28 protein-coding genes, 1 tRNA gene, 1 other RNA gene and 1 pseudogene are annotated in these 25,659 nt (G+C 40.5%); 27 read left to right on the top strand and 4 right to left on the bottom strand.

Features of this window, described 5'->3' with window-relative positions:
* On the top strand, positions 1–489 hold a 489-nt coding region (locus BMX26_RS05960; protein ID WP_225355215.1), incomplete at its 5' end, for a methyl-accepting chemotaxis protein.
* 142 nt (positions 490–631) lie between these two features.
* Positions 632–2,241, top strand: a pseudogene (locus BMX26_RS05955) (peptide ABC transporter substrate-binding protein).
* 37 nt (positions 2,242–2,278) lie between these two features.
* Here BMX26_RS05955 and BMX26_RS05950 read toward each other — a convergent pair.
* Both BMX26_RS05950 and BMX26_RS05945 read right to left on the bottom strand, forming a co-directional pair.
* Positions 2,279–3,013, bottom strand: a complete 735-nt coding sequence (locus tag BMX26_RS05950) for a gamma-glutamyl-gamma-aminobutyrate hydrolase family protein (protein WP_075530543.1) — start codon at positions 3,011–3,013, stop codon at positions 2,279–2,281.
* Positions 3,014–3,088: 75 nt separating this feature from the next.
* Positions 3,089–3,937 carry an NAD(P)H-binding protein gene (locus BMX26_RS05945; RefSeq protein WP_075530542.1) on the bottom strand — a complete coding sequence of 283 codons (849 nt, stop codon included), beginning with the start codon at positions 3,935–3,937 and terminating at the stop codon, positions 3,089–3,091.
* A 245-nt stretch (positions 3,938–4,182) separates the two neighbouring features.
* On the opposite strand from BMX26_RS05945, the gene BMX26_RS05940 reads away from it, so the two are divergent.
* The 10 genes from BMX26_RS05940 (at position 4,183) to BMX26_RS05900 (ending at position 12,482) form a co-directional block, all read left to right on the top strand.
* A complete protein-coding gene (locus tag BMX26_RS05940; protein ID WP_075530541.1) occupies positions 4,183–4,914 on the top strand; it encodes a nicotinamide mononucleotide transporter in 732 nt (243 codons plus the stop codon).
* A gap of 51 nt (positions 4,915–4,965) precedes the next feature.
* Complete coding sequence (locus BMX26_RS05935) at positions 4,966–5,847, top strand: LysR family transcriptional regulator (protein ID WP_075530540.1); 882 nt, start codon at positions 4,966–4,968, stop codon at positions 5,845–5,847.
* A gap of 78 nt (positions 5,848–5,925) precedes the next feature.
* Positions 5,926–6,867, top strand: a complete 942-nt coding sequence (locus BMX26_RS05930) for an NAD(P)H-binding protein (RefSeq protein ID WP_075530539.1) — start codon at positions 5,926–5,928, stop codon at positions 6,865–6,867.
* 12 nt (positions 6,868–6,879) lie between these two features.
* On the top strand, positions 6,880–7,818 hold the full coding sequence (locus BMX26_RS05925) for an NAD(P)H-binding protein (RefSeq protein ID WP_075530538.1): 939 nt from the start codon (positions 6,880–6,882) through the stop codon (positions 7,816–7,818).
* 201 nt (positions 7,819–8,019) lie between these two features.
* On the top strand, positions 8,020–9,510 hold the full coding sequence (glpK, locus tag BMX26_RS05920; RefSeq protein WP_075530537.1) for a glycerol kinase GlpK: 1,491 nt from the start codon (positions 8,020–8,022) through the stop codon (positions 9,508–9,510).
* Between the two features lie 107 nt (positions 9,511–9,617).
* A complete protein-coding gene (locus BMX26_RS05915) occupies positions 9,618–10,940 on the top strand; it encodes an MATE family efflux transporter (protein ID WP_075530536.1) in 1,323 nt (440 codons plus the stop codon).
* 4 nt (positions 10,941–10,944) lie between these two features.
* Positions 10,945–11,121: a hypothetical protein gene (locus BMX26_RS09755; RefSeq protein ID WP_225355214.1), complete on the top strand. Its 177-nt coding sequence runs from the start codon at positions 10,945–10,947 to the stop codon at positions 11,119–11,121.
* Between the two features lie 88 nt (positions 11,122–11,209).
* Positions 11,210–11,440 (top strand): hypothetical protein, encoded by a 231-nt coding sequence (locus BMX26_RS09750; RefSeq protein WP_225355213.1) that lies wholly within the window; start codon positions 11,210–11,212, stop codon positions 11,438–11,440.
* A gap of 82 nt (positions 11,441–11,522) precedes the next feature.
* The gene (locus BMX26_RS05905; protein WP_082272496.1) at positions 11,523–11,996 is read left to right on the top strand and encodes a glutathione peroxidase; all 474 of its coding nucleotides are present in this window, start codon (positions 11,523–11,525) and stop codon (positions 11,994–11,996) included.
* Positions 11,997–12,131: 135 nt separating this feature from the next.
* A complete protein-coding gene (locus tag BMX26_RS05900) occupies positions 12,132–12,482 on the top strand; it encodes an MmcQ/YjbR family DNA-binding protein (RefSeq protein WP_075530534.1) in 351 nt (116 codons plus the stop codon).
* A 35-nt stretch (positions 12,483–12,517) separates the two neighbouring features.
* Here the strand turns inward: BMX26_RS05900 and BMX26_RS05895 are convergent, their stop codons facing one another.
* Positions 12,518–13,948, bottom strand: a complete 1,431-nt coding sequence (locus BMX26_RS05895) for a DHA2 family efflux MFS transporter permease subunit (RefSeq protein ID WP_082272495.1) — start codon at positions 13,946–13,948, stop codon at positions 12,518–12,520.
* Between the two features lie 241 nt (positions 13,949–14,189).
* On the opposite strand from BMX26_RS05895, the gene BMX26_RS09890 reads away from it, so the two are divergent.
* From BMX26_RS09890 to BMX26_RS05880, 3 genes are all read left to right on the top strand, one after another.
* Positions 14,190–16,826 carry a macro domain-containing protein gene (locus tag BMX26_RS09890; protein ID WP_412771404.1) on the top strand — a complete coding sequence of 879 codons (2,637 nt, stop codon included), beginning with the start codon at positions 14,190–14,192 and terminating at the stop codon, positions 16,824–16,826.
* A gap of 68 nt (positions 16,827–16,894) precedes the next feature.
* Positions 16,895–17,197, top strand: a complete 303-nt coding sequence (locus tag BMX26_RS05885; protein ID WP_173647852.1) for a CHY zinc finger protein — start codon at positions 16,895–16,897, stop codon at positions 17,195–17,197.
* A gap of 66 nt (positions 17,198–17,263) precedes the next feature.
* A complete protein-coding gene (locus BMX26_RS05880) occupies positions 17,264–17,788 on the top strand; it encodes a biotin transporter BioY (RefSeq protein WP_412771405.1) in 525 nt (174 codons plus the stop codon).
* A gap of 28 nt (positions 17,789–17,816) precedes the next feature.
* Here BMX26_RS05880 and BMX26_RS05875 read toward each other — a convergent pair whose 3' ends face one another.
* Complete coding sequence (locus tag BMX26_RS05875) at positions 17,817–18,191, bottom strand: DUF4828 domain-containing protein (RefSeq protein ID WP_075530532.1); 375 nt, start codon at positions 18,189–18,191, stop codon at positions 17,817–17,819.
* A 215-nt stretch (positions 18,192–18,406) separates the two neighbouring features.
* Here BMX26_RS05875 and BMX26_RS05870 point away from each other — a divergent pair, with 215 nt between their 5' ends.
* The 12 genes from BMX26_RS05870 to BMX26_RS05815 all read left to right on the top strand — a co-directional run bounded on the left by BMX26_RS05870 (position 18,407) and on the right by BMX26_RS05815 (position 25,652).
* A complete protein-coding gene (locus BMX26_RS05870) occupies positions 18,407–19,660 on the top strand; it encodes a DEAD/DEAH box helicase (RefSeq protein WP_075530531.1) in 1,254 nt (417 codons plus the stop codon).
* A gap of 91 nt (positions 19,661–19,751) precedes the next feature.
* Positions 19,752–20,165 (top strand): DUF3284 domain-containing protein, encoded by a 414-nt coding sequence (locus tag BMX26_RS05865; RefSeq protein ID WP_075530530.1) that lies wholly within the window; start codon positions 19,752–19,754, stop codon positions 20,163–20,165.
* 71 nt (positions 20,166–20,236) lie between these two features.
* A tRNA-Arg gene (locus tag BMX26_RS05860) sits at positions 20,237–20,310 on the top strand.
* Between the two features lie 53 nt (positions 20,311–20,363).
* Positions 20,364–20,966 (top strand): class I SAM-dependent methyltransferase, encoded by a 603-nt coding sequence (locus BMX26_RS05855; RefSeq protein WP_075530529.1) that lies wholly within the window; start codon positions 20,364–20,366, stop codon positions 20,964–20,966.
* Complete coding sequence (tadA, locus tag BMX26_RS05850; RefSeq protein ID WP_075530528.1) at positions 20,966–21,412, top strand: tRNA adenosine(34) deaminase TadA; 447 nt, start codon at positions 20,966–20,968, stop codon at positions 21,410–21,412. Before BMX26_RS05855 ends, tadA begins: the two co-directional genes overlap by 1 nt.
* 77 nt (positions 21,413–21,489) lie before the next feature.
* An RNA gene (ffs, locus tag BMX26_RS05845) (signal recognition particle sRNA small type) lies at positions 21,490–21,572 on the top strand.
* Between the two features lie 71 nt (positions 21,573–21,643).
* Positions 21,644–23,389: a DNA polymerase III subunit gamma/tau gene (dnaX, locus tag BMX26_RS05840; protein WP_075530527.1), complete on the top strand. Its 1,746-nt coding sequence runs from the start codon at positions 21,644–21,646 to the stop codon at positions 23,387–23,389.
* Between the two features lie 14 nt (positions 23,390–23,403).
* Positions 23,404–23,715 carry a YbaB/EbfC family nucleoid-associated protein gene (locus BMX26_RS05835; RefSeq protein ID WP_075530526.1) on the top strand — a complete coding sequence of 104 codons (312 nt, stop codon included), beginning with the start codon at positions 23,404–23,406 and terminating at the stop codon, positions 23,713–23,715.
* Between the two features lie 13 nt (positions 23,716–23,728).
* Positions 23,729–24,328 (top strand): recombination mediator RecR, encoded by a 600-nt coding sequence (recR, locus tag BMX26_RS05830; RefSeq protein ID WP_075530525.1) that lies wholly within the window; start codon positions 23,729–23,731, stop codon positions 24,326–24,328.
* Between the two features lie 12 nt (positions 24,329–24,340).
* On the top strand, positions 24,341–24,580 hold the full coding sequence (locus tag BMX26_RS05825) for a YaaL family protein (RefSeq protein ID WP_075530524.1): 240 nt from the start codon (positions 24,341–24,343) through the stop codon (positions 24,578–24,580).
* An 84-nt stretch (positions 24,581–24,664) separates the two neighbouring features.
* Complete coding sequence (gene tmk, locus BMX26_RS05820; RefSeq protein WP_143454868.1) at positions 24,665–25,306, top strand: dTMP kinase; 642 nt, start codon at positions 24,665–24,667, stop codon at positions 25,304–25,306.
* Between the two features lie 16 nt (positions 25,307–25,322).
* A complete protein-coding gene (locus BMX26_RS05815) occupies positions 25,323–25,652 on the top strand; it encodes a cyclic-di-AMP receptor (protein ID WP_075530523.1) in 330 nt (109 codons plus the stop codon).
* Positions 25,653–25,659 lie beyond the last annotated feature (7 nt).

Raw genomic sequence — 25,659 nt, 5'->3', positions numbered from 1 at the left:
AGTGCCGGTGAAGCCGGCAAAGGCTTCTCCGTTGTGGCTGCCGAAATCAGAAAGCTGGCAGAACAAAGTGCTTCGTCAACTAAGGAAATTGCCACAATCATCGACAATATTCAACAACAGTCTACTGAAATGGTTGATCAGACCAAGACTTCCATTGACGGTGGCAAGAAGCAGACTGATTTAATCATCAGCGCTATCAGGTCGACTAACGAAGTTTACCAGCGCAACAATAAGATGGTTGAACACGTTGCCGGCATCACGGAAGCTTCAAACCGGATTGAAAAAGTTCAAGCTGACGTGTTGGAAGGTTTGGAAAGTGTTTCTGCTTCTACGGAAGAAAATGCGGCTGGTACGCAAGAAGTTTCAGCTAATGCCGAAGAAGTTTTGGCAACGATGGATGAATTCACAGGCTATGTGGGCGAATTGAAAGATGTTGCTAACAACTTGCAATCAGAAACAAATAAGTTCACTTTTGATGCCAAAAAGTAAAGCTTAATTAAAGCCTAGGAGTTAAGCTCCTAGGCTTTTTGTGTTCAATCAGCAAGCTTAAGTCTTATTAATGGACAGGAAACATTTTGAAAAATATAATAAAGAAAATACTAAAAATTTTTTAAGAAGGAAAGGATCTTAGATGGGGAAAAAACTACTTGCTTTGACCGTAGCCGGCAGTGCTTTACTTTTGGCAGCATGTGGAAATAAGCAAACCACACAAACAACCACTAAACAAGTACTTAGTACCGCTGTTATGGCTGAAATGGCGACACTTGATCCGAGTGATTATTCGGATACAACTAGTCTTGAAGCTATGCAGAATACTTATGAAGGTTTGTACCGTTTCAATCAAAAAATAAGCCGGTTTTAGCGGGGGCCAGCAAGGTTAAGGTTTCATCAGATAAAAAGACGTATACTTTTACCTTGCGCAAAGATGCTAAATGGTCAAACGGTGATGCTGTAACGGCTGGCGATTATGTTTATGCTTGGCAAAAAACAGTCGACCCCACGACGGCTTCGCCTAATTCTCAGCGGTTTAAAGCTATCAAAAATGGGACCGCCATTGCTAAAGAAGGCCAAGACGTTAAAACGTTGGGTGTTAAAGCCTTGGATAAATACACCCTGCAGGTCACTTTAGAAGCGCCGATTTCTTACCTGCCTGAATTACTTACGGGGGCGCCTTTTTATCCGCAAGATCAAAAAATTGCCGCTAAATATGGCAAAAATTACGGAACAACAGCCACCAAAGCTGTTTATAATGGGCCTTTTACGGTTACCAAATGGACAGGGACTAATTTAACATGGAGTTATGTCAAGAATAAGTACTATTATGCTAAAAAAGATGTAAAGCTCAAAGAGGTCAAAGTTCATGTTGAAAAAGATACTTCAACTGCTGCTAAGCTTTACCAAACGAAAAAATTGGATTATACCGCCTTATCGACGGATTATATCAACCAATATAAGACGACGGCCGGCTATCACACTAAGGCCACGCCCTTAATCGGGTATTTTGCCTTTAATTTGAGACGGACCAACACCGCTAATGTTCATTTGCGAAAAGCCATTGCCCAAGCTTTTGACAAAAAAATGCTCGTCAAAAATGTTTTATATGCAGGCCAGCCCTTAAATGGTATTGTGCCTAAGAACTTTGCATATAATACAGCAACGGACCATGATTATCGCCAAGATGCTGGCAATATGCTGACGTATAACTTAAAAGAAGCTAAAAAACAATGGAAGTTAGCCCAAACTGAATTAGGTAAAAAACAAATTACCCTGGGAATTTTAACGTCGGATACGACTGATTCCAAGCGGGTGGGAGAATATATGCAAAGCCAACTGCAAAAAAATTTAACCGGCTTAACAGTTAAGGTGCGCTCCATTCCTTTGAAGGCGCGGTTGGCTAATACGACAAACTATGATTTTGACATTGTTTATGGAACTTGGCAGCCGGATTACGCTGACCCGGTCAACTATATATCAGATGGCGGCCAGTATCATTTAGATGATGATTACAAGAACCAAAACTTCTGGAACCTGCTTAATCGGGCTGCTACCACCTATGCCACTAAAGAGACAAAACGTTGGCAAACGTTGATTTCAGCTGAAAAAGTACTGATTAAACAAGATGCCTTTACCGCACCGATTTACCAAGGTGAAATGGCTTATCTGCTTAATTCCAAAGTCAAGCATTTCCAAATTTCACCATATGGGACGGTTGTCTTTTATCGCAATGTCACCATTAAATAAACAAAAAATGTCTTGGAGAAATCCAAGACATTTTTTATTACTGGGCTTGGTTAATTAGCCATTGGAAAATGGCTAATTGATGCGGATTATGAAGGTATTGGGCTTCAGGATGCCATTGCACTGCTAGTAATTTACCGTATTTTGGCATATCAACGGCTTCAATTAAATTATCTTGGCTTTGGGCAATAACCCTTAATCCAGTTCCCAAGTCTTTGACAGCCTGGTGGTGCAAAGAGTTTACCAAAGGTTTAGTGTCTTTGAAGACTTTGTCTAAAACAGTGCCTTTGACCGGTAGTGTGACAGAGTGGGTAGGTGTTTCCCAATTAGTGCCATATTGCTGGTGCTTAATATAAAAGGCGGTATTTTCACTCAAATCTTGATATAAATTGCCGCCTAAAGCGACATTGATAAGCTGTAGCCCACGACAGATGCCTAAAATCGGCAAATTTAGGGCTATAGCCTGTTTTACCAGTGAAAGCTCAGCTTGATCGCGGCGTTCATTAATACTGCCTAATTTTTGATGGGGCTCTTCATGATAATTTAAAGGCGAAACGTCGCTGCCCCCTGCCAGTAAAAGGCCGTTAACCCGCTGCAGCAGTTCCTTGACATTGGTGTCTAAAGCGTTGGTAAAGGGCGGGACGACGATGGGAATTCCCCCGGCTTGTGTGACGGCATGAACATAGCCTTGAGGAATGTAGTAAAGCTTATTATTAGCATGCTGCTCGCGGGCGTAATCATAGGGAATCGCGCCGATAGCGATTAAAGGTTTCATAAAATCATTCCTTACTAAATAATTGTTTTTATTATAAGCTTCTTTGTAATAAAAAAAAGCTAGTAAAACTAGCTTTTAGTTACGGATAACTTCTTTAACGATTTCAGCAAAAGGCTCAAGTTTGCGACCCAAGACGTCTTCTAAGACCCGCTGATCAGATAATTCTTCGCCATTGTGGCCAGCTTTGACATATTGCTGAAATGTCAGTTCTTTATAGGCGTGCTTGCTAGGAACACCGGCTTGGGTGAGGTAGGTGATGAAGGTATCTGCATCGACGGCTTTGATTTCTAAATCTTTTTGGCAAGCCAAAGCCAAGGCTTGGCCAATTTCAGGGTAAGAATAAGCCCATCTTGTCAAAGTGATATGACGCTTAGGCTGTTCTTGCAAAATCAGTCTAGCTCCAGCTTCGGCAAATTCGCGCCGCAAGGCAAAAGATACCGTTCCCTGATCAGCCACATACCAAAATTTCCCCGTCTTTACGGCAGTTTTTAAGTAAGGCTGGCAGTTTTCCAAGTACCAGCCGTTGCGCAAATAAGTATGGTCAATTTTGCTGGCAGAAATCATATCTTCAGTGGCTTGATGGTCGACTTGAAAGCCCATCCGGTCAAATTTAAGTCCGGCTAAACTGGTATAAGCGATAAATTTGACACCGGCCATGTCAGCAGCTTCGATAAAATTTTGTTGAATACCAGGGGTAGGGAGTGAAACAAGCAAAACGCGGTCAATATCTTTCAAGCCGCGGATGAGGGAAGCTTTATTGAAATAATCGGCCACCCGCACATTAATGCCGCGGGCTTCTAGCGAAACGGCATCTTTTTCATCTTGGATGAGGCAAAAAAGGTTGGCCTCAGGAGCCAGCTGCTGCAAAAAATTTAATGCCAAGCGGCTATAGCGTCCCGAGGAGTTTGTAACTAAAATATTCATATGAATCACTCCTTGTATAGTTTCCTAACTACATTGTACTTGGTGAAATGAACCGTTTTATCATTTTACTTTGAAATTTCAATGAAGATAGTGATTATATTAGGTTATTAAGACTTTTTTTAGCTAAAACTATTGCATATTTTCGCTGTAGTGATAAACTTTATTTTAAGTGTAATGTACACAAATTAATTAACGAGCGTTGCTTCCGAAACGGCTCGCTAAAAACAAATAGGAGATGTTTTATAATGTTATTACACAAAATTGCCAAGTCTAAATGGTTTGATTTATTAGGAATTGCGATTGTAGTGGCGGCGTCTATTGCCAGCGGCTATTTGACTGAAACCTTAGCTGATGTGGGCCATTTTGGCGCTTGGGCTGTCTTTGTACCTTTTGGTTTGATTTCCATTTTTAACTCAGGTTTGTCAATCATGTCAACCAGGTTGACAGGACGGATGAGCAACCTGGGTAATATTATTGGTATTATTAATGTTGTTTTATCAGGTACAATTGATTATATTTTGGGTAACAAAGCAGCTGTCATTACTTATCCGGTAACGTTTATTATCTATACGTTTGCAATTAATAAATGGATGAAGACAGAAAAATACCAAGCGTCAAAGCCTTTGACGGGGACGAAGGGTATTTTGGCAATTATGGCGATCTTTATTTTAAGTTTTGCTTTTTCCTTTGCCACAAACTTGATTGGCTGGGCCGACGGTACTAGTCAACCGCTCTTTTGGATTATTGTCTTTGCCTTTGGGCTTTCTTTAGGGGCTAATGTGCTAAATGCGATGAAGTTGACCATGCAATGGCAATATTGGCTTTTCTATGATTTTGTTCAATTAATTAAAGCTTTTGTGCAGGGCAACTTTGCCAATGTCGGCAAGTACATCTACTATATTATCAATGCGATTAGTGCTTTGAGTTTTTGGAGCAATCCTATGGAAACAGCTCCTTCAATTAAACAAGAAGCATAAGCTAAAGCCAAGGAGTTCCTTGGCTTTTTTGTTATAATTGGCTAGAGTTTGATGAATCTGACAATTCTAAAATTGCAATATTTTATCGATGTGGCTGATTTAGGCAGCTTTACCAAAGCAGGGGCCAAAAATCATGTTGCTCAGGCGAGTATTTCTCAGCAGGTGCACGAGTTAGAGGCGTATTTTTCCTGCCAATTATTCAACCATACCAAGCCGGTAACTTTGACAGAAGCTGGCCAAGTTCTCTATCATAATGCACTTAAGGCCGTAAAACAGTTTCAGCAGTTAAGGCAAGTGATGGAGCCGTTTGCTAATGTTAAGCGTCCGGTAAAAATTGCCTATGCATCTTTGCTTGATTTGCGCATTTTAGATCGGCTGCTGGGCGAAAATAAGCTTGAATATACCGTTCAAAAAGAAAAGCTCAGTCAATTGGCGTCTAAATTGAAGCAAGGGGTCTATGATTTTGCGGTGGCATTTTATTCGGCTTTTGTTGGATCAGATTTAACTTGCTTAGACTTAGCACAAGGAAAGTATCAGGCTGCTGTGAGTTTAGATCACCCGCTAGCGCCAAAAATGCAAGTCACGCTGGAAGAAATTTATCAATATCCTTGGGTCATGTTAACGCAGGAAGCCTTGGGAAAGTCACGGCAGATTATGTTAAAAAGGTCACAAGAGCGAGGCTTTACGCCGCTGATTGCCAGTGAAGCAAGTGACATTGAAAGTGAGCTTTTTTTAATCAAAAATAAAAAATTACTCGGCTTTTTTACCAAAAACGATGCCCAAAATCTGCAGCATTATGGGATTAAATTGCTTGATATCATTGACTCGCCGCACAGTTATCATATCTTTTTGGCCTATCCTAAAAAGCTTCTTTCAAAAGAGCAGACCGCTTTTTTAAATCAGGTTAAGCAACATAGGCAAAAACTATTTTAAGTATATAAATTAACCGCTTGCATTTGTTAAAAAAATCACATATATTAAGGTTGTAAATAAAAAACGGAGGCGGTTTCAATGACAAAAATTATTTTAACTGGTGTTGATGGCAACTTAGGTGCTCAAGCAGCGAAATATTTAATGAAATTAACGGAACATAAAAACCTGGTCTTTTGTGGATACTCCAAGGAAGCTTTGCAAAAATATGCTGACTTGGGCATTGAAACAAAGCAGACAGACTTCAATCATAAGGAAGGGTTGGCAGAGGCCTTTGAAAATGGCAGTGTCTTGGCACTGATTTCCATGCCTTTTGTCGGTGAAAAACGGCAAAGAGCTCACCGAAATGTGGTGGATGCGGCTAAAGAGGCCGGCGTGCAAAAGATTGTCTATACTTCGCTTGTTAATGCCGGCGATCCCACCAACCCCAGCAAAGAAAAAATCGACCATGCCTACACGGAAAATTACATTATCAATAGCGGACTAGACTATATCTTTTTGCGCAATTCTCAATATGCTGAAGCAATGATTACCAGCTATTACAGTTTCGCCCAAAATGGCGGCGTGATGACTAGCAATCAAGGCGATGGATTGATGGCATATATTTCGCGCAAAGATTGTGCTAAAGCAGTGGCCTATGCTCTTTTAGCCTATGATTTGCATTACCGGGTAGTTAACTGCAACGGGCCTGAATTAATGACTTTGGGCCAATTTATCGAAATCGGCAACCAAGCCAGTGGCAATCATGTCGTTTATCAAAAAGTCAGCGATGAAGAAACCTATCAAGCTTTTGATGCAATGGGGGTTCCACGGACAACAGACGGCAAGTTTCAAGAACATTCAGCTGCTCCTTACAGTTCTGAAGGGATGGTTACCTTCGGCCAAGCTATCCGTGAAGGCAAGATGGATCTTAAAACAAATGAATTCAAAAAACTTACGGGTTCAGATCCTTTAACGGTAAAATATATGTTCGAACACAGTGCTGATTTCCAAATCGGCGATCGGCATTCATTGGATAATTAAGGGGGAGTTGGTATGCGAAAAATCGTCGTTAACGGGGTCGATGGCAATTTTGGCGCTTTAGTAGCTGAAGATGTTTTGCAGATGATTCCAAAAGAAGATTTGCTTTTTACCGCACCCAGGGCTGATAGGTTGGAAAAGTATGCTCAGATGGGCATCAAAACGGCTGTTGCTGATTTTAATAAACCGGATAAATTAGCTGATATTTATCAAAATGCTGATAAAGTTTTGCTGATTTCCATGCCTTTTGCAGGCGAAAAACGGCGCTTAGCGCATAAAAATGTCATTGATGCTTGTGTCAAAGGACATGTGGGTCAAATTATCTATACGTCTGTTTTATCCGCGGGCAATCCTTTTAATCCCAGCATTGAAAATAAAGATCACGGCTATACTGAAGCTTTAATTCAAAATACCTCTTTAGATTATATCTTTTTGCGCAATTCGCTATTTGCTGAAGCTTTTGTGACAGATTATTTCAGGGCTGTAGATAATCATGAAGATGCCATTGAGAAGAATATGGGTGATGGCCGAGTTTGGTTTATTTCCCGCAAAGATGCTGCTTTGAGTGCTGCTTGTGCTTTGAATAATGATTTGTTGCACCGGGCTGTACTCAATATCAATGGGGGCGAGCCTTTTGATTATACCCGTTTTTTATCTGTGGCTAACCAAGTGACACATAACCAGATTAAGTATATCAAAAAGACTGATGAAGAATTGTATGCCTATTTTGATGCGATTGGAGTTCCCCGCAATACAGACGGTGATTTTACGCATAGTCCGATTCAAGCAACATCTGAAGGAATGGTGACCTTTGGGACTACGGTTCGGGAAGGCTTTTTAGATGTTGCGGTGAGTGATTTCACCAAATTAACCGGCAAAAAGCCAATCACCGTTAAGTATATGTTTGAACACAGTGCTGATTTCCAGTTAGGCGAGCGGCATCCAACCGAATGAGTATAATTTTTGTTTATACTTCCTTGCGGAAAAACTAATATACAATCAGCTTAAGAAAAGGCATAATAATAGCTGAAAATACGATTAACCGGCAATCAACTAGTATCCTCAAAATATTATTGTACGTAACCGTAGAAAAGCACACTTTTTTAGTGTGCTTTTGTTGTATAATAAGATAAAACGCTTTCTTGAGGTGAGAAAATGAAATATATCATGGCCATTGATGAAGGTACGACGAGTACGAGGGCAATTTTATTTGATAAATTAGGACATAAAGTTGCTGAAAGCCAACAGGAATTTCCTCAATATTTTCCGGAACCAGGCTGGGTTGAACACGATGCAGATGAGATTTGGAATGCGGTGTTAGCCACCATTGCAGGTGTTTTTATCAAATCAGGCGTCAAACCTGATGAAATTAGCGGCATCGGGATTACCAACCAGCGGGAAACAACTGTTATTTGGGATAAAAAGACCGGTAAGCCGATTTATCATGCGATTGTTTGGCAATCACGGCAAACGGCGTCCATTGCGCAAAAACTTGAAAAAGCCGGGTTGAGCGCCAAACTTCACCAAAAAACCGGCTTAATCATTGATCCTTATTTTTCCGCTACCAAAATCCGCTGGATCTTAGATCATGTTGCAGGGGCCGATAAAAAAGCACAGCGTGGCGAACTGCTTTTTGGAACGATTGACAGCTGGCTTACCTGGAAGCTTACCGGCGGCAAGGTTCATGTTACCGACCAAACAAACGCGAGCCGTACAATGCTGTTTAACATTAATACTTTGACGTGGGACCAGGAAATTTTAGACTTATTAGATATTCCGGCAGCTATGTTACCTGAAATTAAGAGCAACGCCGAAATTTACGGGACGACTGCACCTTATTACTTCAATGGAGGCGAGGTTCCCATTGCCGGACTGGTGGGTGACCAGCAGTCAGCTTTATTTGGTCAATTGGCTTTGGAAAAAGGAATGGTTAAAAATACTTATGGGACAGGGGCCTTTATTGTGATGAATACTGGCAAAAAGCCGATCCTATCTGCAAATAACCTGCTGACGACAGTGGCTTACAATATCCAAGGTCAGGTTAACTATGCGCTGGAAGGATCCATTTTTGTAGCTGGTTCGGCCTTGCAATGGCTGCGCGACAGCATGGGACTTTTAAAAGATGCGAAGGATTCTGAAAAAGCTGCTTATCAGTCGCAAAACCATGATGAAGTCTATGTTGTTCCCGCTTTTACCGGCCTGGGGGCTCCTTATTGGGATAGTGATGCCAGAGGGGCCGTTTTTGGTTTGACTCGGGGGACGACCAAAGCCGATTTCATTAAGGCTGTCTTGCAGTCACTGGCTTATCAGACAAGAGATGTGGTAGATACGATGGTTGCGGACACCAAAATTTCAATTCCGGCTCTGCGGGTCGATGGTGGTGCAGCTAAAAATGATTATTTGATGCAATTTCAGGCTGATTTGCTGAATATTCCGGTACAAAGGGCCAAAAATGTTGAAACGACGGCTTTAGGGGCTGCTTTTTTAGCAGGATTAGCCACAGGTTTTTGGCAAGATTTAGAAGAATTAAAGCAAAGTGTTGCTATTGGTAAAACGTTTACGCCGCAGATGGATCAAGATTACCGCCAAAAGTTATATCAAGGCTGGTTAAAAGCTGTTGAGGCTACCCGTATTTTTAAAAACTAAGTGAAAAAGGTTCAAATAGTGCTTATTTGAGCCTTTTTTGCTTGCTTGCAATTTAAAAATTTTGCTAAACTAATCAAGTTGAATAATTTTATTATGGGGTGACTTGAATGGATGAATTTTTTGAAAAAGCACCTGTCAAAGAAGTTTATTTTAAATTAGCTTTGCCGGTTGTTTTCAGTATGATTATTGGGATGGTTTATAGTTTAGCAGATACTTATTTTGTTGCTAAGACTGGTAATACTAATTTAGTTGCAGGCATTACGGTGGGGGCGCCTTTATTTACCTTTATGATTGCAGTTGGCGATATTTTCGGCTTAGGCGGAAGTGCGCTCATTTCGCGGTTATTTGGGGCTAAAGAGTATGCCAAAAGTCGCCAGGTTAGTGCTTTTTCTTTTTATAGTGCCATTGTGGTATCTTTAGTTTTAACCGCGATTCTGCTGATGCTGCAAAATCCGATGCTGCAGCTATTGGGTGCTAAAAGCGATACGCTGCCTTATGCAAGAGCCTTTTATCAGATGTTAGTGTTGGGCTCGGTCTTTATTACAGTTTCCCTAGTTCCCAGCAATATGGTTCGTACAGAAGGTTTAGCCATGGAGTCGATGCTGGCTACCCTGGCAGGTACGATTTTAATGATTATTTTAGACCCGGTTTTTTTGTTTATCTTCAAATGGGGATCCTTTGGGGTCGCTTTGGCTAATGTTTTGGGATATGCTGTGAATACGGGGATTTTAGTCTATGTGACAGTTAAAAAAAGCCGGTATTTGACGCTTAATCCTAAAGAAGCCAAAGTTAAGCCGGATGAAATCAAAGCGATTTTAGCGATTGGGATTCCAGCTTCAGTGACGAATTTTATGCAGACATTTTCCATGGCTTTGTTGAATAATGCTTTGGTTATTTATGGTACAGATAAAGTAGCAGCGATGGGGATTACCCAAAAAGTTTACAGTATTGTGGTGCTTGTTTTGGTGGGCTTTGCTTTTGGTGCGCAACCTTTAATCGGATACAATTACGGGGCGAAAAATGCGCCCAGATTCCATGAAGTCTTGCGATATGACTTTAAAGTCGAAGTGGTCTATGCTTTAATTGCGTCGGTTATTTTAATGGCCTTAGCCAGTCCCGTTGTGAAATTATTTATGAATAATGCTCAAATTATTGCAGACGGGTCGTATATGCTTAGAGCTTGTTTGATCACTACCCCTTTTATTGGAGCTATTTTAGTCTTTACGACGGTCTTTCAATCTGCTGGGATGGGGCTGCCTGCTTTAGCCATGGCGCTTTTAAGACAGGGAGTTGCCTATTTGGCTGCGATGTTTGTGATGCAGCGTCTATTTGGTTATCATGGTGTCGTTTTAGCCCAGCCGGTCGCTGATTTTATAACTTTTATGCTAGGAATGCTGATTTATCGGCATAATTTTAAAGATTTCAGGTGAGTAAATGGAATTAACCTTATATGATTTATATCAAAAAATGCTGACTGAAATGGTTCCAACCAACTGGTGGCCAGCGCCCACCAAAGAGCAGGTGCTGGTGGAAGCTGTTTTGATTCAAAATACTACGCAAAATAACGCTGAAAAGGCTTCAAGCCTGCTTAAAGCTAAAACGAATTATTAAGTTGAAGACATTTTAAAGCAGACACCAAGCGAGTTAGAAGCGTTACTGTGGCCAGCTGTCTTTTATAAAAATAAAGCTAAAGCGCTTCATGGATTATTTGCATGGTATCAAAAATATGACTGTGATTCACAATAAATATGCCCGTATCCTGTTAGGCAAGTTAGGGCAGACTTTCAGCGATTATCAAACTTTGGCTAAGGTGTTAAATGTTTTAGAAGAGCCGTTTATGCCAGCTGATGCTAAGGAATTTCACGACTTGATTGATGAATTTGGCAAGCAGTATTTTCATCCTGAAAGTGCTTTTGCCCACAGTTTTTAAGCCCAAGATAAACTAAGGCCTTTTGTTTAGAAAAAGCTGTCTTTTATTGTTAAAATGAAAGAAAAGTAAAGCAGGTGATATGATGAGTATTTATGATTATACCGTCAAAGATTATCAAGGCCGAGACGTCTCTTTAGCTAAGTATCAAGGAAAAGTGCTGCTGGTGGTTAATACCGCCACTGGCTGCGGTTTTACGCCGCAATATGAAGGCCTAGAAAAGTTGTATCAAACTTACCGCCAGCAGGGTTTTGAAATTTTAGATTTTCCATGCAACCAATTTGGCCATCAAGCTCCGGGAACAGATAATGAAATTCATGATTTTTGTACCTTCAAATATGCTACAACTTTTCCTCAGTTTGCTAAAATTGATGTCAATGGTGACAAAGCCAGCCCGGTATATCAATTTTTAAAAGATGAGAAAACCGGTCTTTTAGGAGGAGCTATTAAATGGAATTTTACCAAATTTTTGCTTGATCGTTCGGGTCAGGTTGTTAAACGCTTTGCTCCAACAGTTGAACCCCAAAGAATTGCAGGCGATATTGAAAAGTTGCTCTAAAAAAAGCGCCCCGTTTCAAGTTCCAGTTGAAGCGGGGCGCTTAAGTTTGCCGGCCATCTTGCTGCCCGAACTGGCAGCTCGTCCGAAGATGCCGGCTGAGGTTGGCACCTAAATTATTATAATAGAGGAATTTCAATGGAACGTCAAGATTTATTTGCATATATCTCAGCCAGCTATGGCACAACTCCAGAATATTTATGGCAAAAATATCCTAACTATGCGGTTTTACGTCATCAAAAAAGTCGTAAATGGTATGGCATTGTGATGGATGTTGACGCCCAAGTGCTAGGCTTAACTACAGCCAAGCGGGTGGGTATTTTAGATGTGAAATTGCCTAAAGCAGAGGTTGCAGCTTTATTTACAGAGCCGGGGATTTATCCAGCTTATCATATGAATAAGCAAAAATGGATTACCCTTATTTTAAACGATGTTAAGCTGGATAAAATCCAAGGGTTGATTTCAAAAAGCTATGAATTGACCAAATAAAAAGCTTTCCAAAAAATTTGGAAAGCTTTTTTTGCTTACATTTTAACGTCTTCACTCTTATCGCGGTCGTGTAGGGTTAATGAAATTACAAAACCTAGCAAGGCTAAAAAGGCTGTGAAGTAAAAGCCGTAATGAACCCCATTGGTGAAGGAAGCAGCTTTATCAGCTGTATGAGCACTAGCTTCGCCCAAAGCTAAGAAGCTGGTAGCCAAGGCTGTTGCAATGGCGCCGACAATTTGCTGCAAGGTGTTCATAATGGTTGAACCATCAGCTGATTCAGGTCCGCGCAAGGCATTTAAACCATGTGTTTGGCTAGGTGACATTGCTAAAGGACAACCAATCATCATGATAACATGAGCTAAAATCACATAACCGATTGAAGCATTTTTAGCTGCAAAAGCAAACATGACAGCACCCACAAAAGCAATTAAAAAGCCTAAGCGAGCTGGCACTTTAGCTCCAAAGCTATCATATAAGCGACCAGCAAAAGCCGAAACAACGGCGTTGACAACCCCGCCGGGAAGCATCAGAATACCGGTCATTGCAACTGGCAAAAGCATAGCATTTTGGATGAATTGCGGCAATAAGAACATTGCTGACAAAATAATCCCAAAGTCAATCATGACCAAGATAGCACCAGTTCTAAAGGCCGGTTTTTGAAAGACGTGCAGGTTCAATACCGGTTGAGCTAAGCGCAATTGGCGCCGAGCATAAAAGGCTAAGACGATAATTCCGAAAGCTAAGAGGCCTAAAACTAACGGTGAAGTCCATCCTTGTGAGCTGGCAAAACTCGTGCCGGCTACTAAAGCTGAAAAACCAAGGGCAGAGCCTAAAACAGATAATAAATCAACTTTTGGTTTGGTGATTTGACTTACATTAGCCAAGCCAACGTAAGCTAAAACTAAACCAATAGCCAAAATAATAGCAAAACTAAAGAAAACAGCCTGCCAAGAAGCAGCACCAAGTAAAATACCGGTTAAAGTTGGTCCAATTGCCGGAGCAAACATAATAACCAAAGCATTAATCCCCATCGCAGTCCCAATTTTATTAGGCGGGAAGATGAGCATGGCGACCGTGAACATTAACGGTAAAATAAGTCCGGTACCAATTCCTTGCACCATGCGGCCGAATAAAAGCATGGCAAAACTATTGGCAAAGCCTGAAATCAAAGAACCAACAATAAAGTCAGCTAAAGCAAAAGTAATAATTTGCTTAGTCGTAAACCATTTTGAAATTAAACTTGAAAATGGCAAAACAATCCCAATCACCAGCATGTAGCCTGTAACCAGCCATTGTAATGTACCAGTTTCAACACCAAAGTATTTTCCAAGTGTTGGGAGGGCAATGTTTAATGAAGTTTCGCTCAACATCCCAACGAACGCACCAATCAGCATCGAAGACATGGCCAACCAAGGATGGTTAACTTCGACGACGGCTTTCATTGGTTTTACAGTTGCATTTTCCATTATCAAAATCTCTCCTCTCAGTATTTTACAGAAAATAAATGAATCAAAAGACTTTTTTTCTGCAAATTGATAACGTTGATTATCTTAGCAAAAAAAAACGCGGCACATAAGTTAAAAGTTGATTAAATTTTTTCTTAATTTTTTGTTAAAGCAAAAATCAAATGCAAATAAGGCAAAATGGGCGAGCCTGTCGGCAAGATATGCTATATTAAAGAAAGGATAAAATAAATGAGGTGAACTTATGGGAGCACAAACAATCCTGGAAAAGCTGTTGGCGCTAGTGCCTGATTTTGAAAAATGCCAGCAAACAGCAGATCTTGACTTTATCAAAAACGTTTATAGCAAACTTTTAAATATGTGGATTGATTTTGCCCATGAAAATCAAACGCTATTGTCAGCTGACTATCAAAAACAGCTAAAAATCCAGATGGTGGCAGGCAAAAAGCAATTTATAGTTGAAAATGAAACAGATTTGACTAATGTTTTGCGGTATTTATTAACTAAAAAAGATTTTGAAACAGTCAATTTATTGTTAAGCGATGGAACGATGCTTAAATGGATTTTAACTTTAGTAAATCAAAGCCAACTGATCCCACCAATAGACATGGGAAAATTAACGCAAAAACAGGCGCGAAATTTGAAATTGCAGGCTTTTGCCCGCCAAAATTTCAAATTGTTGGCTCAAAAGAAATTAACAGCTAAAGAATTATTAAAGCAGTGCTATTTGATGCAATTAAAATATGATAATGTTGATGAATTATTTTTAGTAGATGAGCAGCATACCAAACATCTGCTTAAAATTGACGACCCTGAATTATTGGGGGCGTCTTTATTTCATTTAGCCTTGCAAGCTGAAATTAAACAGACGCCTTTTGATGCTAACCTGGCCTTGCGAATTTTAGCGCGGCTGGTGACTGTAACCAATAGTTTACTTGTTAAAAACGGCTTTGGCCTGCCAATTGCTAGCTTTTGTCTTGATTCTTTCAAAAATGATTACTTGGGAAATGTGGCTGTCCACCAGCAGCTTATTTTACAAAAAGACGGCACTTTTAAATTAACGGTTTATGATGAACAAGGCTCGGTAAAAAGGCATCTTGAGCGGCAGTATCCTGAAAATGAACTCAATCAGCTGCTGAACCGCTTATTTGAAATGCTGACAAAAAAAGCGAAGACAGCTGATACTTACTATCTTAAGGGTGAATATATTGCCGTTTTTACTGATACAAAAGGGCAAAAGCTGCTTGATAGCGGTGCTTTTTTTGAAAAAGAAGCCGAAACTTTGTCTGATTTTTTGCGGGATTATTTTGATTTGCCGGAACTGGTTTTATTTGACGGCCGCGACCAGCAAAATCCATTAGAAAAAATCACGCTTTATTACCACCATACGTCACCGCAAGACCTTGATTACCAAGAAATTTTGGAATTAGATAAAGTCAATCAAACGGTGCGCTATTTGCGGACTTTAGGTACAGACGCTAAATGGGATTACCGGATATTTGATCCCCAAAACGTTACGGCTTTATTCGACCAGTTTCAAAATCAGAACTTTTTGACGCAAGTAGAGGGGGAAAATGAGTCACAACTCGCTGAAAAAGACCATTATCACTACCGGATGGAACTTAGTTACCGTTATGGCAAAGCTGAAACAATTACCGGTGTTTTTACCAAGGATGGTTTGCCAAAAGACTTTGGAGAATTCGCCAAGTATGTATTAGATTTCTTTGAAGACGGTAATTTCTTTGAAGCAGTCAATCCTGGTGTCTTTGGGAGACCAATTAAGCACAAAGGCGACCTGGGCTTTGTTAAAGTCAGCTTTAGTCCTGAGAGTAAGAAAAAATATACTTATTTATGTGATTTTGACGTTGATGTTGGTGATTTTGTAGTGGCACTGGCTAATGACTACTATACAATTGTGCGGGTTGAAGAGCTTTTGTATGCTCAGCCACAAAATGCGCCTTATGATTTGGCTAAAATCAAAAAGATTGTGCGCAAGGCAACGCCGCAAGATGTTGAGGCTTATGAAAATGATGGTGAAATTAAAGTTGAAAGCCCGCAAAAAGATAAAAAAGCTCAAATGGATGCTGAATTAGAGCTGGTGCGGGAGTTAAAAAATTACGAACTGACGAAAAATAAGCAGGCTGTTTGGCTAGCTTTAAAACATTGTGTGAAAGAAGACTTGCTGGTTGCTTTTGATGATGAAAACAAAATCATTTATACAGCTCAAGTTGAAAAGTTACTGCCGCAGGCACAAGACCTCAAGTTTGATTATTTAAAAAATTTATTAAAAGATGAGCCGCAACTTAAGTTTAATGCACCAACGTCGACTTTCAGCTGGCAAAACAATGATTTTGCTCAATTAGAAGCTTTACCCCAAGTCGGTATTCAAGCTGTTAATGCCAGCGTTTTAGATTTAAATGTGGGCGCATTGGTCAATGCGGCTAATGAAAGTCTTTTGGGAGGTGGCGGCGTGGATGGTGCGATTCATCAAGCGGCTGGGCCAGAACTTAAGGCTTATTGTAAAGCCTTATTGGGCTGCCCAACCGGTCAAGCTAAGGTTACCCCAAGTTTTAAGCTTAAAAATACTGATTACATCATTCATGCAGTGGGGCCTGTTTTTAAAGCACAACCCAAGGATTATGCTAATCTGGCTTCTTGTTATCAGGCTAGTTTAGATCTGGCTTTGCAAAAACACGTTTTAAGTATTGCTTTTCCTTGTATTGCGACGGGGGCTTATGGTTTTCCATTAGATGAGGCAGCCAAAATTGCGCTGGAAACAGTGGTTGCATGGGTTAGACAGCATCCGGATATTTACCTACAGATTTATTTTTGCTGCTACCGGCAAGAAGAGTTGCAGAGTTACCATAAAATTTTAAAATAACAACCTATTTCTACAGATAGGTTGACAAAAACCCTCTTTTGTTCAATAATATGACAGAAGGGGGTTTTATGATGCAGATTTATGGTGTGGATGTAGATGCTAAAGGACGCTGTGTCCACTACCATTTGCAAGTTGACATTGTGGCTTTAAAATGCGGCCAATGTCAAAAATATTATGCCTGTTACCAGTGTCATGATGCATTGGAGAAGCATCCGTTTGCCGCCGTTTCTAAAGATGATTCGGCACCGGTTTTGTGCGGTAATTGTCGCCAAACGTTAACCTTTGATCAATACCAAATGGGGCAGTGTCCTTTTTGCCGGCATGCCTTTAATCCGCGCTGTCGCCTGCATCAAACCATCTACTTCAAATAATGTTAACTATTTTTAAAAAAATGTTAACGAGGGGGAACAAATGTGAAAATCAAAGATATTACCCAAATGGCCTTGATGTTGGCCTTGCTGATTGTGCTTGGACTTTTTCCGGGCATTCCATTAGGCTTTATTCCGGTGCCGATTGTTTTACAAAATTTAGGCGTTATCTTAGCCGGACTTTTATTAGGACCTAAAAAAGGGACCTTAACCGTGGGTACTTTTTTGCTGCTGGTTGCTTGCGGCTTGCCTTTTTTGACGGGCGGATCAGGCGGCATAGCCCACTTTCTTTCGCCGACAGGGGGATACTTATTTGCTTGGCTGTTGACACCTTGGCTGATGGGAAGCTGCGAAAAAATTTTCAATCCTAAACACCAGGTGGTTAAAGAATTTATTTTTATTTGGCTGTTTGGCGTTTTATTTATTGATGGCTGTGGTGCTTTATGGCTTTCCGTTTATGAACATATGTCTTTAATCAAGGCTTTGGCAGCTAATATTGCCTTTATTCCAGGAGACAGCTTGAAGGCAGTGTTGGCTTTGCTGTTAGTGCAGGGCCTACTTAAAAACAAGCAGCTGGCTTCACAATTGCAGTAAAAAAAAGACCGCTTTTTTAGCGGTCTTTTTATATTTTTCCATTTTTATAATATTCGCTGAGATTATATGAACGGTTGTCGGCTTCATCAAACACAGTTACTGGGTGGTAATCTTGTGCCGTGACTTTTAAATGGTAGCCGTAGTTATCTAAAAAGATGAGGTTGTGTTCATCCAATTGTTCCACCTTGCCAGGCAGTTCATGCTTATCAATTAGGATACGCAAATCGACAGTAATTTCGAGCTTATGTTTTTTGCGACTTAAATCATCAATAAAAAGCCATGTTCCAGCATAAATCAAAGGTAGGGCAGTTTTTAGCTGCTTCATTTTTTGTTTATGAAACTTGTGAGAAATATTATTAATAATTGAACGGCCTAATTTATTGATTAAGCTCTTATCAGTCATCGAAGTGCTTCCTTTCCATGTTATCTTACTAATAATATAGCACTAAATGGTTATATAATATAGTGGTTTAACACGCTTGAAATGAAAATGATTTTTTGTAACATAATTGGAAAATTTGACTGTTTAAAAAGACATAGTAAGGATTAATTTTTTTGCAAGTCAGGCAGCTAAATGTTATCTTAAGAATATAAGTTTTACACGGAAGAGAGAACAATATGAACGAAAAATTTACGCAATATTTCCAAGAACAGGGCTTTAAAGAACCGACGCTCATTCAAAAGGAAGTTTACCCCCTTTTGCAGGCTGGTAAAAATGTCTTGGGCTTAGCTCCTACGGGTAGTGGTAAAACCCTGGCTTATGCTTTGCCGCTATTAGAAAAGCTTTTGCCAAAAGATGGTCCGCAGCTTTTAATTATCGCACCATCGCAAGAATTAGCAGCTCAAATTGCAGCAGTAATTCGGCCGTGGGGTAAATTGCTTGAATTAAATACGCAAGCTTTGATTGGCGGCGCTAATGTTAAAAGACAAATTGAAAAACTCAAGCAAAGACCGGAAGTCATTGTTGGCACTCCAGGTCGTTTATTAAACTTAGTTGAAACTAAAAAGCTTAAATTACACAACCTTGAAGCTATTGTGATTGATGAAGCCGATGAATTGCTTTCACAGGAAGAAACACGTGAAGATTGCCGCAAGTTAGTCAGTTGTGCTAAAGCGGATGTTAATTTGAGTTTCTTTTCGGCTACGAAGACCCAAGTTTTAGATGAATTGCACCGCTGGTTTGGTATCGAAGTAGCTGTGTGCGATGTACGGCAACAAGACCATACCAGAGGGGTTGTTGACCACTATCTCGTGGAAGTGCCGCAGCGAAAACGGGTGGAAGCTTTGCGCAAATTAGCCCAGGTTGACGGTTTTTATGCCTTAGTTTTCTTTAAGCAAAGTGCTGAATTAAAAGATACCTATGAAAAATTAGTGCACCATCAGGTTCCTGTTGCCCGGTTGGTCAGTGACCAAAGGCAGGTTGAACGGCAAAAAGCTTTGACAAGTCTGAAAAAAAGGACGGTACGTCTGGTTTTAACGACTGATGTAGCTTGCCGCGGATTAGATATTGAAAAATTGCCGGCGGTGGTTAACTTTGATTTGCCAAGGGATGTTAATACTTATATTCACCGAGTTGGCCGAACCGGCAGAATGGGTGAAAAAGGACTGGTGGTCAACCTTGGCAATGAGCATGACCTGCGCAAATTTAAACAGTTAGCAGCTGGCGAAAACTTCGACTTTAAGCCGGGCTTTATTTACAACAAGCAGCTGGTGGCTGACAAAGCGCAAGCCCAGATGGACCAGCCGGAAAGAAAAGTCAAAAAGCAGGCACCTAAAGTTCAAAATGAACCGGTACCTAAGGCTAAAAAGCATAAGAAGAAGCGCCAAAGAGATCAAAAAAACAAGGGTAAACGGAAAGTAAAGAAATCTTAATAAAAAAGTCGCTTTTTATTAAAGGACTGTTGTAATTTTCTCAAACAATCAACGTTACGATTAAATAAATTAATAGGAGGGCGATGATTTTATGAAAGTAACAACGAGATTACATGTTTCAGCCGACTACCTATTCGCACGTTTAATTGAAACGGCGCTTTATGATCTTAACAAAGAAACTGGTAAAAATTTAACTAGCGATGAACTTGAAAATCAAACTTATCTCTCTAAGATTAATGACGGTCAAACGGTTGAATTGACAATCGTTAAAGTAGTCAAAAATAAAGCTTTGCATATGATGGCTAAAAGTCAAGATGAAACCATGGAGATGGGATATGATTTAGTGGCTGTTGGACCTAATGAAGTTGATGTGACTTATTTTGAACAGCTTAAGCAGGCCAAATTATTGACAGTGGTGCAAGATCGCATCAAAAATATGAGTTTAGGCTGGCTTAAAAAGCACAACTTTGTCAAGGTTTTAAAGGAATTTGAAGCAGGCTATTAAAAGTTGACTTTGGGAAATGACTTATATTATACTAAAGAAGTTGCCATATGGCAGCTTTTTTAGTTGAGTTTGCGCTCGTAGCTCAGCAGGATAGAGCAACCGCCTCCTAAGCGGTAGGTCATCGGTTCAATTCCGATCGAGCGCATTGCGTGGAGCGTTAATTAGCGCTCCTTTTTTGATATTTAGGGGTAGGTAAAAATGACAGAAAATTATTATTATTCAGCAAACCCTGATGTTGTTCACGCACCAAAGCAGTTTACTTTTACTTTATTGGGAAATGACCTGCTTTTTACTACGGACAACGGGGTTTTTTCCAAAAAAACAATTGATTTTGGTTCCAGAGTTTTAATCGAAGCGGCTGGAAAAGAAAATTTAGGCTCAAAGATTTTGGATTTGGGTTGCGGCTATGGCCCAATCGGCTTAGCTTTAGCTAAAAAAAATCCGCAAGCTAACGTTGAAATGGTTGATGTCAACGAGTTAGCACTTGATTTAGCCAAGCAAAATGCAGCTTTAAACGGTTTGACGAATGTTAATATTCACCAGTCAAATATTTATGACAAGGTGCAAGCTGCCGACTTTACAGCGATTATTACCAATCCGCCGATTAGAGCAGGCAAGGATGTCGTTCATACTATGCTGACAGAAGCTAAAGAACATTTGGCAACAGGCGGAATGGTGTTAGCCGTCTTGCAAAAAAAACAAGGCGCGCCGTCAGCTAAGAAAAAAATGACGGAAGTTTATGGCAACTGTCAAATTATCGCTAAAGATAAAGGCTATTATATTTTGCAGAGTATTAAATAATGGATGAAAAATGGATGAAAGAAGCGCTCAACGAAGCTCAAAAAGCCTATGATTTGGGAGAAGTGCCCATTGGTTGTGTGATTGTGCATCAGGGGAAAATCGTTGGGCGCGGGCACAATCTTAGAGAAACAACGCATAATGCTTTAGCGCATGCTGAATGTCTAGCAATTAAACAGGCTAATATGACCCTTGACAGCTGGCGTTTGGATGAATGCGACCTATATGTTACTTTAGAGCCGTGTCCCATGTGCAGCGGCGCAATTATCAATGCTCGCATCAAAAATATTTATTATGGGGCTTCTGACCTCAAAGCTGGTGTTTGCGGAACTTTAATGAATTTAGTCACTGATCCGCGTTTCAACCACCAAGCGCATGTTAAAAAAGGTTTATGCGAAGCGAAGTGCCGCCAATTGCTGGAAAAATTTTTCAGCCAGTTGCGTGCTTAGGTAAAAATATTTATTTTTTTAAGCAAAGGACTGGAAATTTATTTGAATTTACGGTATGATAGTAGTTGCCGTAAGGCCTTGGGGCAATGTTGTCCTTACGAAGCGTGTCAGGTCCGGAAGGAAGCAGCACTAAGTTTGGTTTGGCATGTGCTCCTTGTTATGATGTAATTGAGCCTCGGTCCTTTTGGATCGAGTTTTTTTTTGAAATAAATTACGAAAGGAAGCAGTGCGATGAGTTATCAAGCCTTATATCGTGTTTGGCGGCCACAAACTTTTGATGATTTAGTCGGCCAGGATATGATTACCAAAACTTTAAAAAATGCTTTGGCAACTGGGCAAACAACCCATGCCTATCTGTTTGCAGGGCCGCGTGGAACGGGGAAAACATCTTGTGCAAAACTTTTTGCCAAAGCAATCAATTGTCCTAACCAAAAAGCAGGCGAACCTTGTAATCAATGTGATATTTGCCAAGATATCACCTTAGGCAGGTTAAATGATGTCATTGAAATCGACGCTGCTTCTAATAACGGCGTTGAAGAAATTCGCGATATCCGCGATAAGGTAAAATATCCGCCGACTAAGGCCAGCTACAAGGTTTATATCATTGATGAAGTACATATGCTGTCAACCAGCGCTTTTAATGCGCTGTTAAAAACCCTGGAAGAACCCCCGGCTAAGGTGGTCTTCATCCTAGCGACAACTGATCCGCATAAGATCCCGGCTACGATTATTTCACGAACGCAGCGGTTTGATTTTAAGCGGATTACGCCCCAGGCTATTTTAGCTAGGATGCAGTATATTTTGGATCAAAAACAGTTTAAATATGATTCTTCAGCCTTAAAGGTGATTGCTAAAGCAGCTGAAGGCGGGATGCGGGATGCATTGAGCATTTTGGATCAAGTGTTGTCTTTTGGTGATAATGAGGTTACTTTGGATAATGCGCTGTTGGTTACCGGTTCAGTTGCGCAGGCAAACTTGTCACAGTATGTCAAGCAAGTTCAAGCCGGCCAAACAGTTGATGCTTTAAAGACCATTCACGCCTTTATTCAAGACGGCAAAGATGCCAAACGCCTGCTGGAAGATTTGATTAATTATTGTCGTGATCTTTTGCTGTATAAGCAAGCGCCACAGATGGTGGAAGAAAGTGAATTGGGCTTAATGGATGATGAGTTTAAAACGCTAGCTAGCCAAAGCCAGCCTGATTTATTGTATCAGATGATTGATATTTTAAATGAGCAGCAGGAAAATATGCGCTATTCCAGCCATGAATCAGTTTATTTAGAAGTTTTGACCGTCAAATTAGCGCGGTTAAAGGCTGCTAAAAAGCTCCCAACGGCGGCTGATAGTCAAACAGAGGCGGAAATTGACGGTCTGCGGCAGCAGGTTGATACGTTGACCAAACAAGTCCACGATTTAATGCAGCATCCTGGTAACAGCACTAAAATCAGTGCACCGGTGCCCAAGGTATCCCCGCATAAAAAGCAGCCGGACGTTAAATTAAATCTCAAAGATATTGAAATTATTTTAAATGCGGCTACTAAAGGCGACCGCAATCGCTTATTGGCTGAATGGGCTGATATTTTAAATATCCTGCCGACACCAACGCAGGCGATGTTTAAACTTTGTAAACCGGCAGCTGCAGGGCCTGAAGGTATTTTATTGATTTGCAGTAATGCTTTTATCTGTAGCCGGATTTTAGCTAATCCAGACCTGCAGCAAAGTTTCACCAGCAGCTTAGAGCGGATTTATGGGCCAGTGAAAAAAGTTATCTATGCTCCCCAAGAGCAATGGAACGAAGCCAGAGATACTTTTGCAGCCAAATGGCGTGAACGTAAAAAGCAAAACGCTGCAGCTGAACCTGCTCCAACCGACCAAGCCGAGCCTGATCATGTTCCGGCTCAAAAAGCAGAAAATGCGCTGGTGGAACAGGCCGAAGCTCTTTTTGGAAAAAATTTAATTGAAATTAAAGAAGATTGAAAGGATTGATTGATATGATGCGTGGTATGAACATGCAAGGTATGATGAAACAAATGCAAAAATTGCAAAAAAATATGCAAAAGGATCAAGAAGAATTGAAGCAAACAATCTTTGAAGGTCATGCTTCTGATGACTTGGTGGTTGTTAAATTCAATGGTGACCACCAAATGGTTGATATCGCGATTAAAGAAGAAGCGGTTGATCCTGATGATGTTGATATGTTGCAAGATTTAACTATCATGGCAGTTAACGATGCTATGAAACAAATCGAAGCTAAAACCCAAGCAGTTATGGGCAAATATTCCCGCAACCTGCCCGGCTTCTAAAGAAGGGTGAAATATGCAATATCCTGAACCAATTGCTAAGCTGATTGACAGCTACTTGCGCTTGCCGGGCATTGGTGAAAAAACGGCGACGCGTTTGGCTTTTTTTACCATTGATATGCCTAAAGAAGACGTTGAAGCTTTTGCGAAAGCCTTGATTTCAGCCCAAAAAGATTTGCATTACTGCAGTATTTGCGGCAATATTACCCAAGAAGATCCTTGTCCCATCTGTGCCGATAAGAGCCGTGATCAAAGCCAGGTTATTGTGGTGGAACAAGTCAAAGATGTGATGGCTTTTGAAAAGTTACGGGAGTATCACGGGTTATATCATGTCTTGCATGGTGTTTTGTCGCCTACTGAAGGTATTGGGCCTAATGAAATTAATGTTCAGGGGCTGATTAAGCGGCTACAGCAAAATCCTGAAATTAAAGAAGTTATTTTAGCTACCAATGCCACACCCGAGGGTGAAGCTACGGCCATGTATATTTCACGGCTGATTAAGCCTGCTGGTCTGAAAACAACACGCTTAGCCCATGGATTGGCTGTCGGTAGTGATATTGAATATGCCGATGAGATGACTTTATTTAAAGCTGTTGAAGGCCGGCAGGAAATTTAGCTGGAGGATTTCATGTTTGGAAGAAAGAAGCATTTGCTTAGAAAAGCATACGATGGCTTTTTATTAAATGATATTGATGAAGCCAAGCAAAATTGGGATCACGCTAGTCAAACTGAAAAAGCGGTATATGATGCCGATAATGAGCTGACAGCTGAAACGCAATTAGCACGAGCTAAGTATGAGTTTTTATATCGCGAAGCTAAAAGACGCAAAGTACACGGACATATGCAGTCGTCTGTGTTTGGAAGATAAAAAGGGTAGAAGCTGATGGGTTTTACCCTTTTTTTATTGGCAGAATTAAAGTAAAATAAAATAAAATGAAGAGGGGCTAAACTTGTGAGTGGAATGTTTATTACTTTTGAAGGTACCGATGGATCGGGCAAGACTAGTGTTATTAAAGCCGTTATTGCCTATTTAGAGCAGCTTGGCCGCACGGATTACGTTTTAACGCGGGAACCAGGCGGTAACCGGATTTCGGAGGCTATTCGCGATATTATTTTAGACCAGCGTTTTACCGAGATGGATGGTCGCACTGAGGCTTTATTGTACGCGGCTGCCAGAAGACAGCATATTGTCGGAAAAATTTTGCCGGCTTTAAATGAAAATAAGCTGGTTTTGTGTGATCGTTTTGTGGATAGCTCTTTAGTTTACCAGGGAGTAGGCCGTAAGATTGGAATAGCTGAAGTTTTAGCTATGAATCAATTTGCCACGGATGGTTTAACACCTGATTTGACAATTTATTTTGAAATTGAACCTGAAATTGGTTTAGCGCGAATTCACAAAAATCGGCAAGATGAAGTCAATCGTTTGGATTTAGAAAAAATGTCATTTTACCATGAAGTCCATCAAGCCTATCAAAAGTTGGCCAAGGATTATCCTGACCGGATTAAGGTCATTGATGCCAAAAAGCCACTCGATGAGGTTGTCTTAGATGTACTTAAACTGTTAAAAAATGAAGCAGCGGCATATTTCGCATGAATTAAGGTGAGTTTTTATGAAAATGATTATCGCAATTGTGCAAGACAAGGATCGCAACCGGTTAGCGGAAGCTTTTGTTGAAAATAATATTCAAGCTACAAAACTTTCGTCAACGGGGGGCTTTTTAAAGGCGGGCAATACCACTTTTTTAATCGGAACGGCTGACGAACGAGTTGATGAGGTCATTCATATCATCAAACAATCCTGTAAGGAACGGACTGATTATGTGAAGCCTTCGTTGCATGTTGACAGTCCGCTGGAAGCTATGGTTGATTATCCGCTCGCAGTCAAAGTCGGTGGGGCAACCGTCTTTGTCATGCCAGTGGAGCAATTTATGAAATTTTAAATGGAAC

The organism is Ligilactobacillus sp. WC1T17 (assembly GCA_900110005.1).
Taxonomy (GTDB): domain Bacteria; phylum Bacillota; class Bacilli; order Lactobacillales; family Lactobacillaceae; genus Ligilactobacillus; species Ligilactobacillus ruminis_A.
This window is presented reverse-complemented; position numbering and strand designations above follow the sequence as displayed.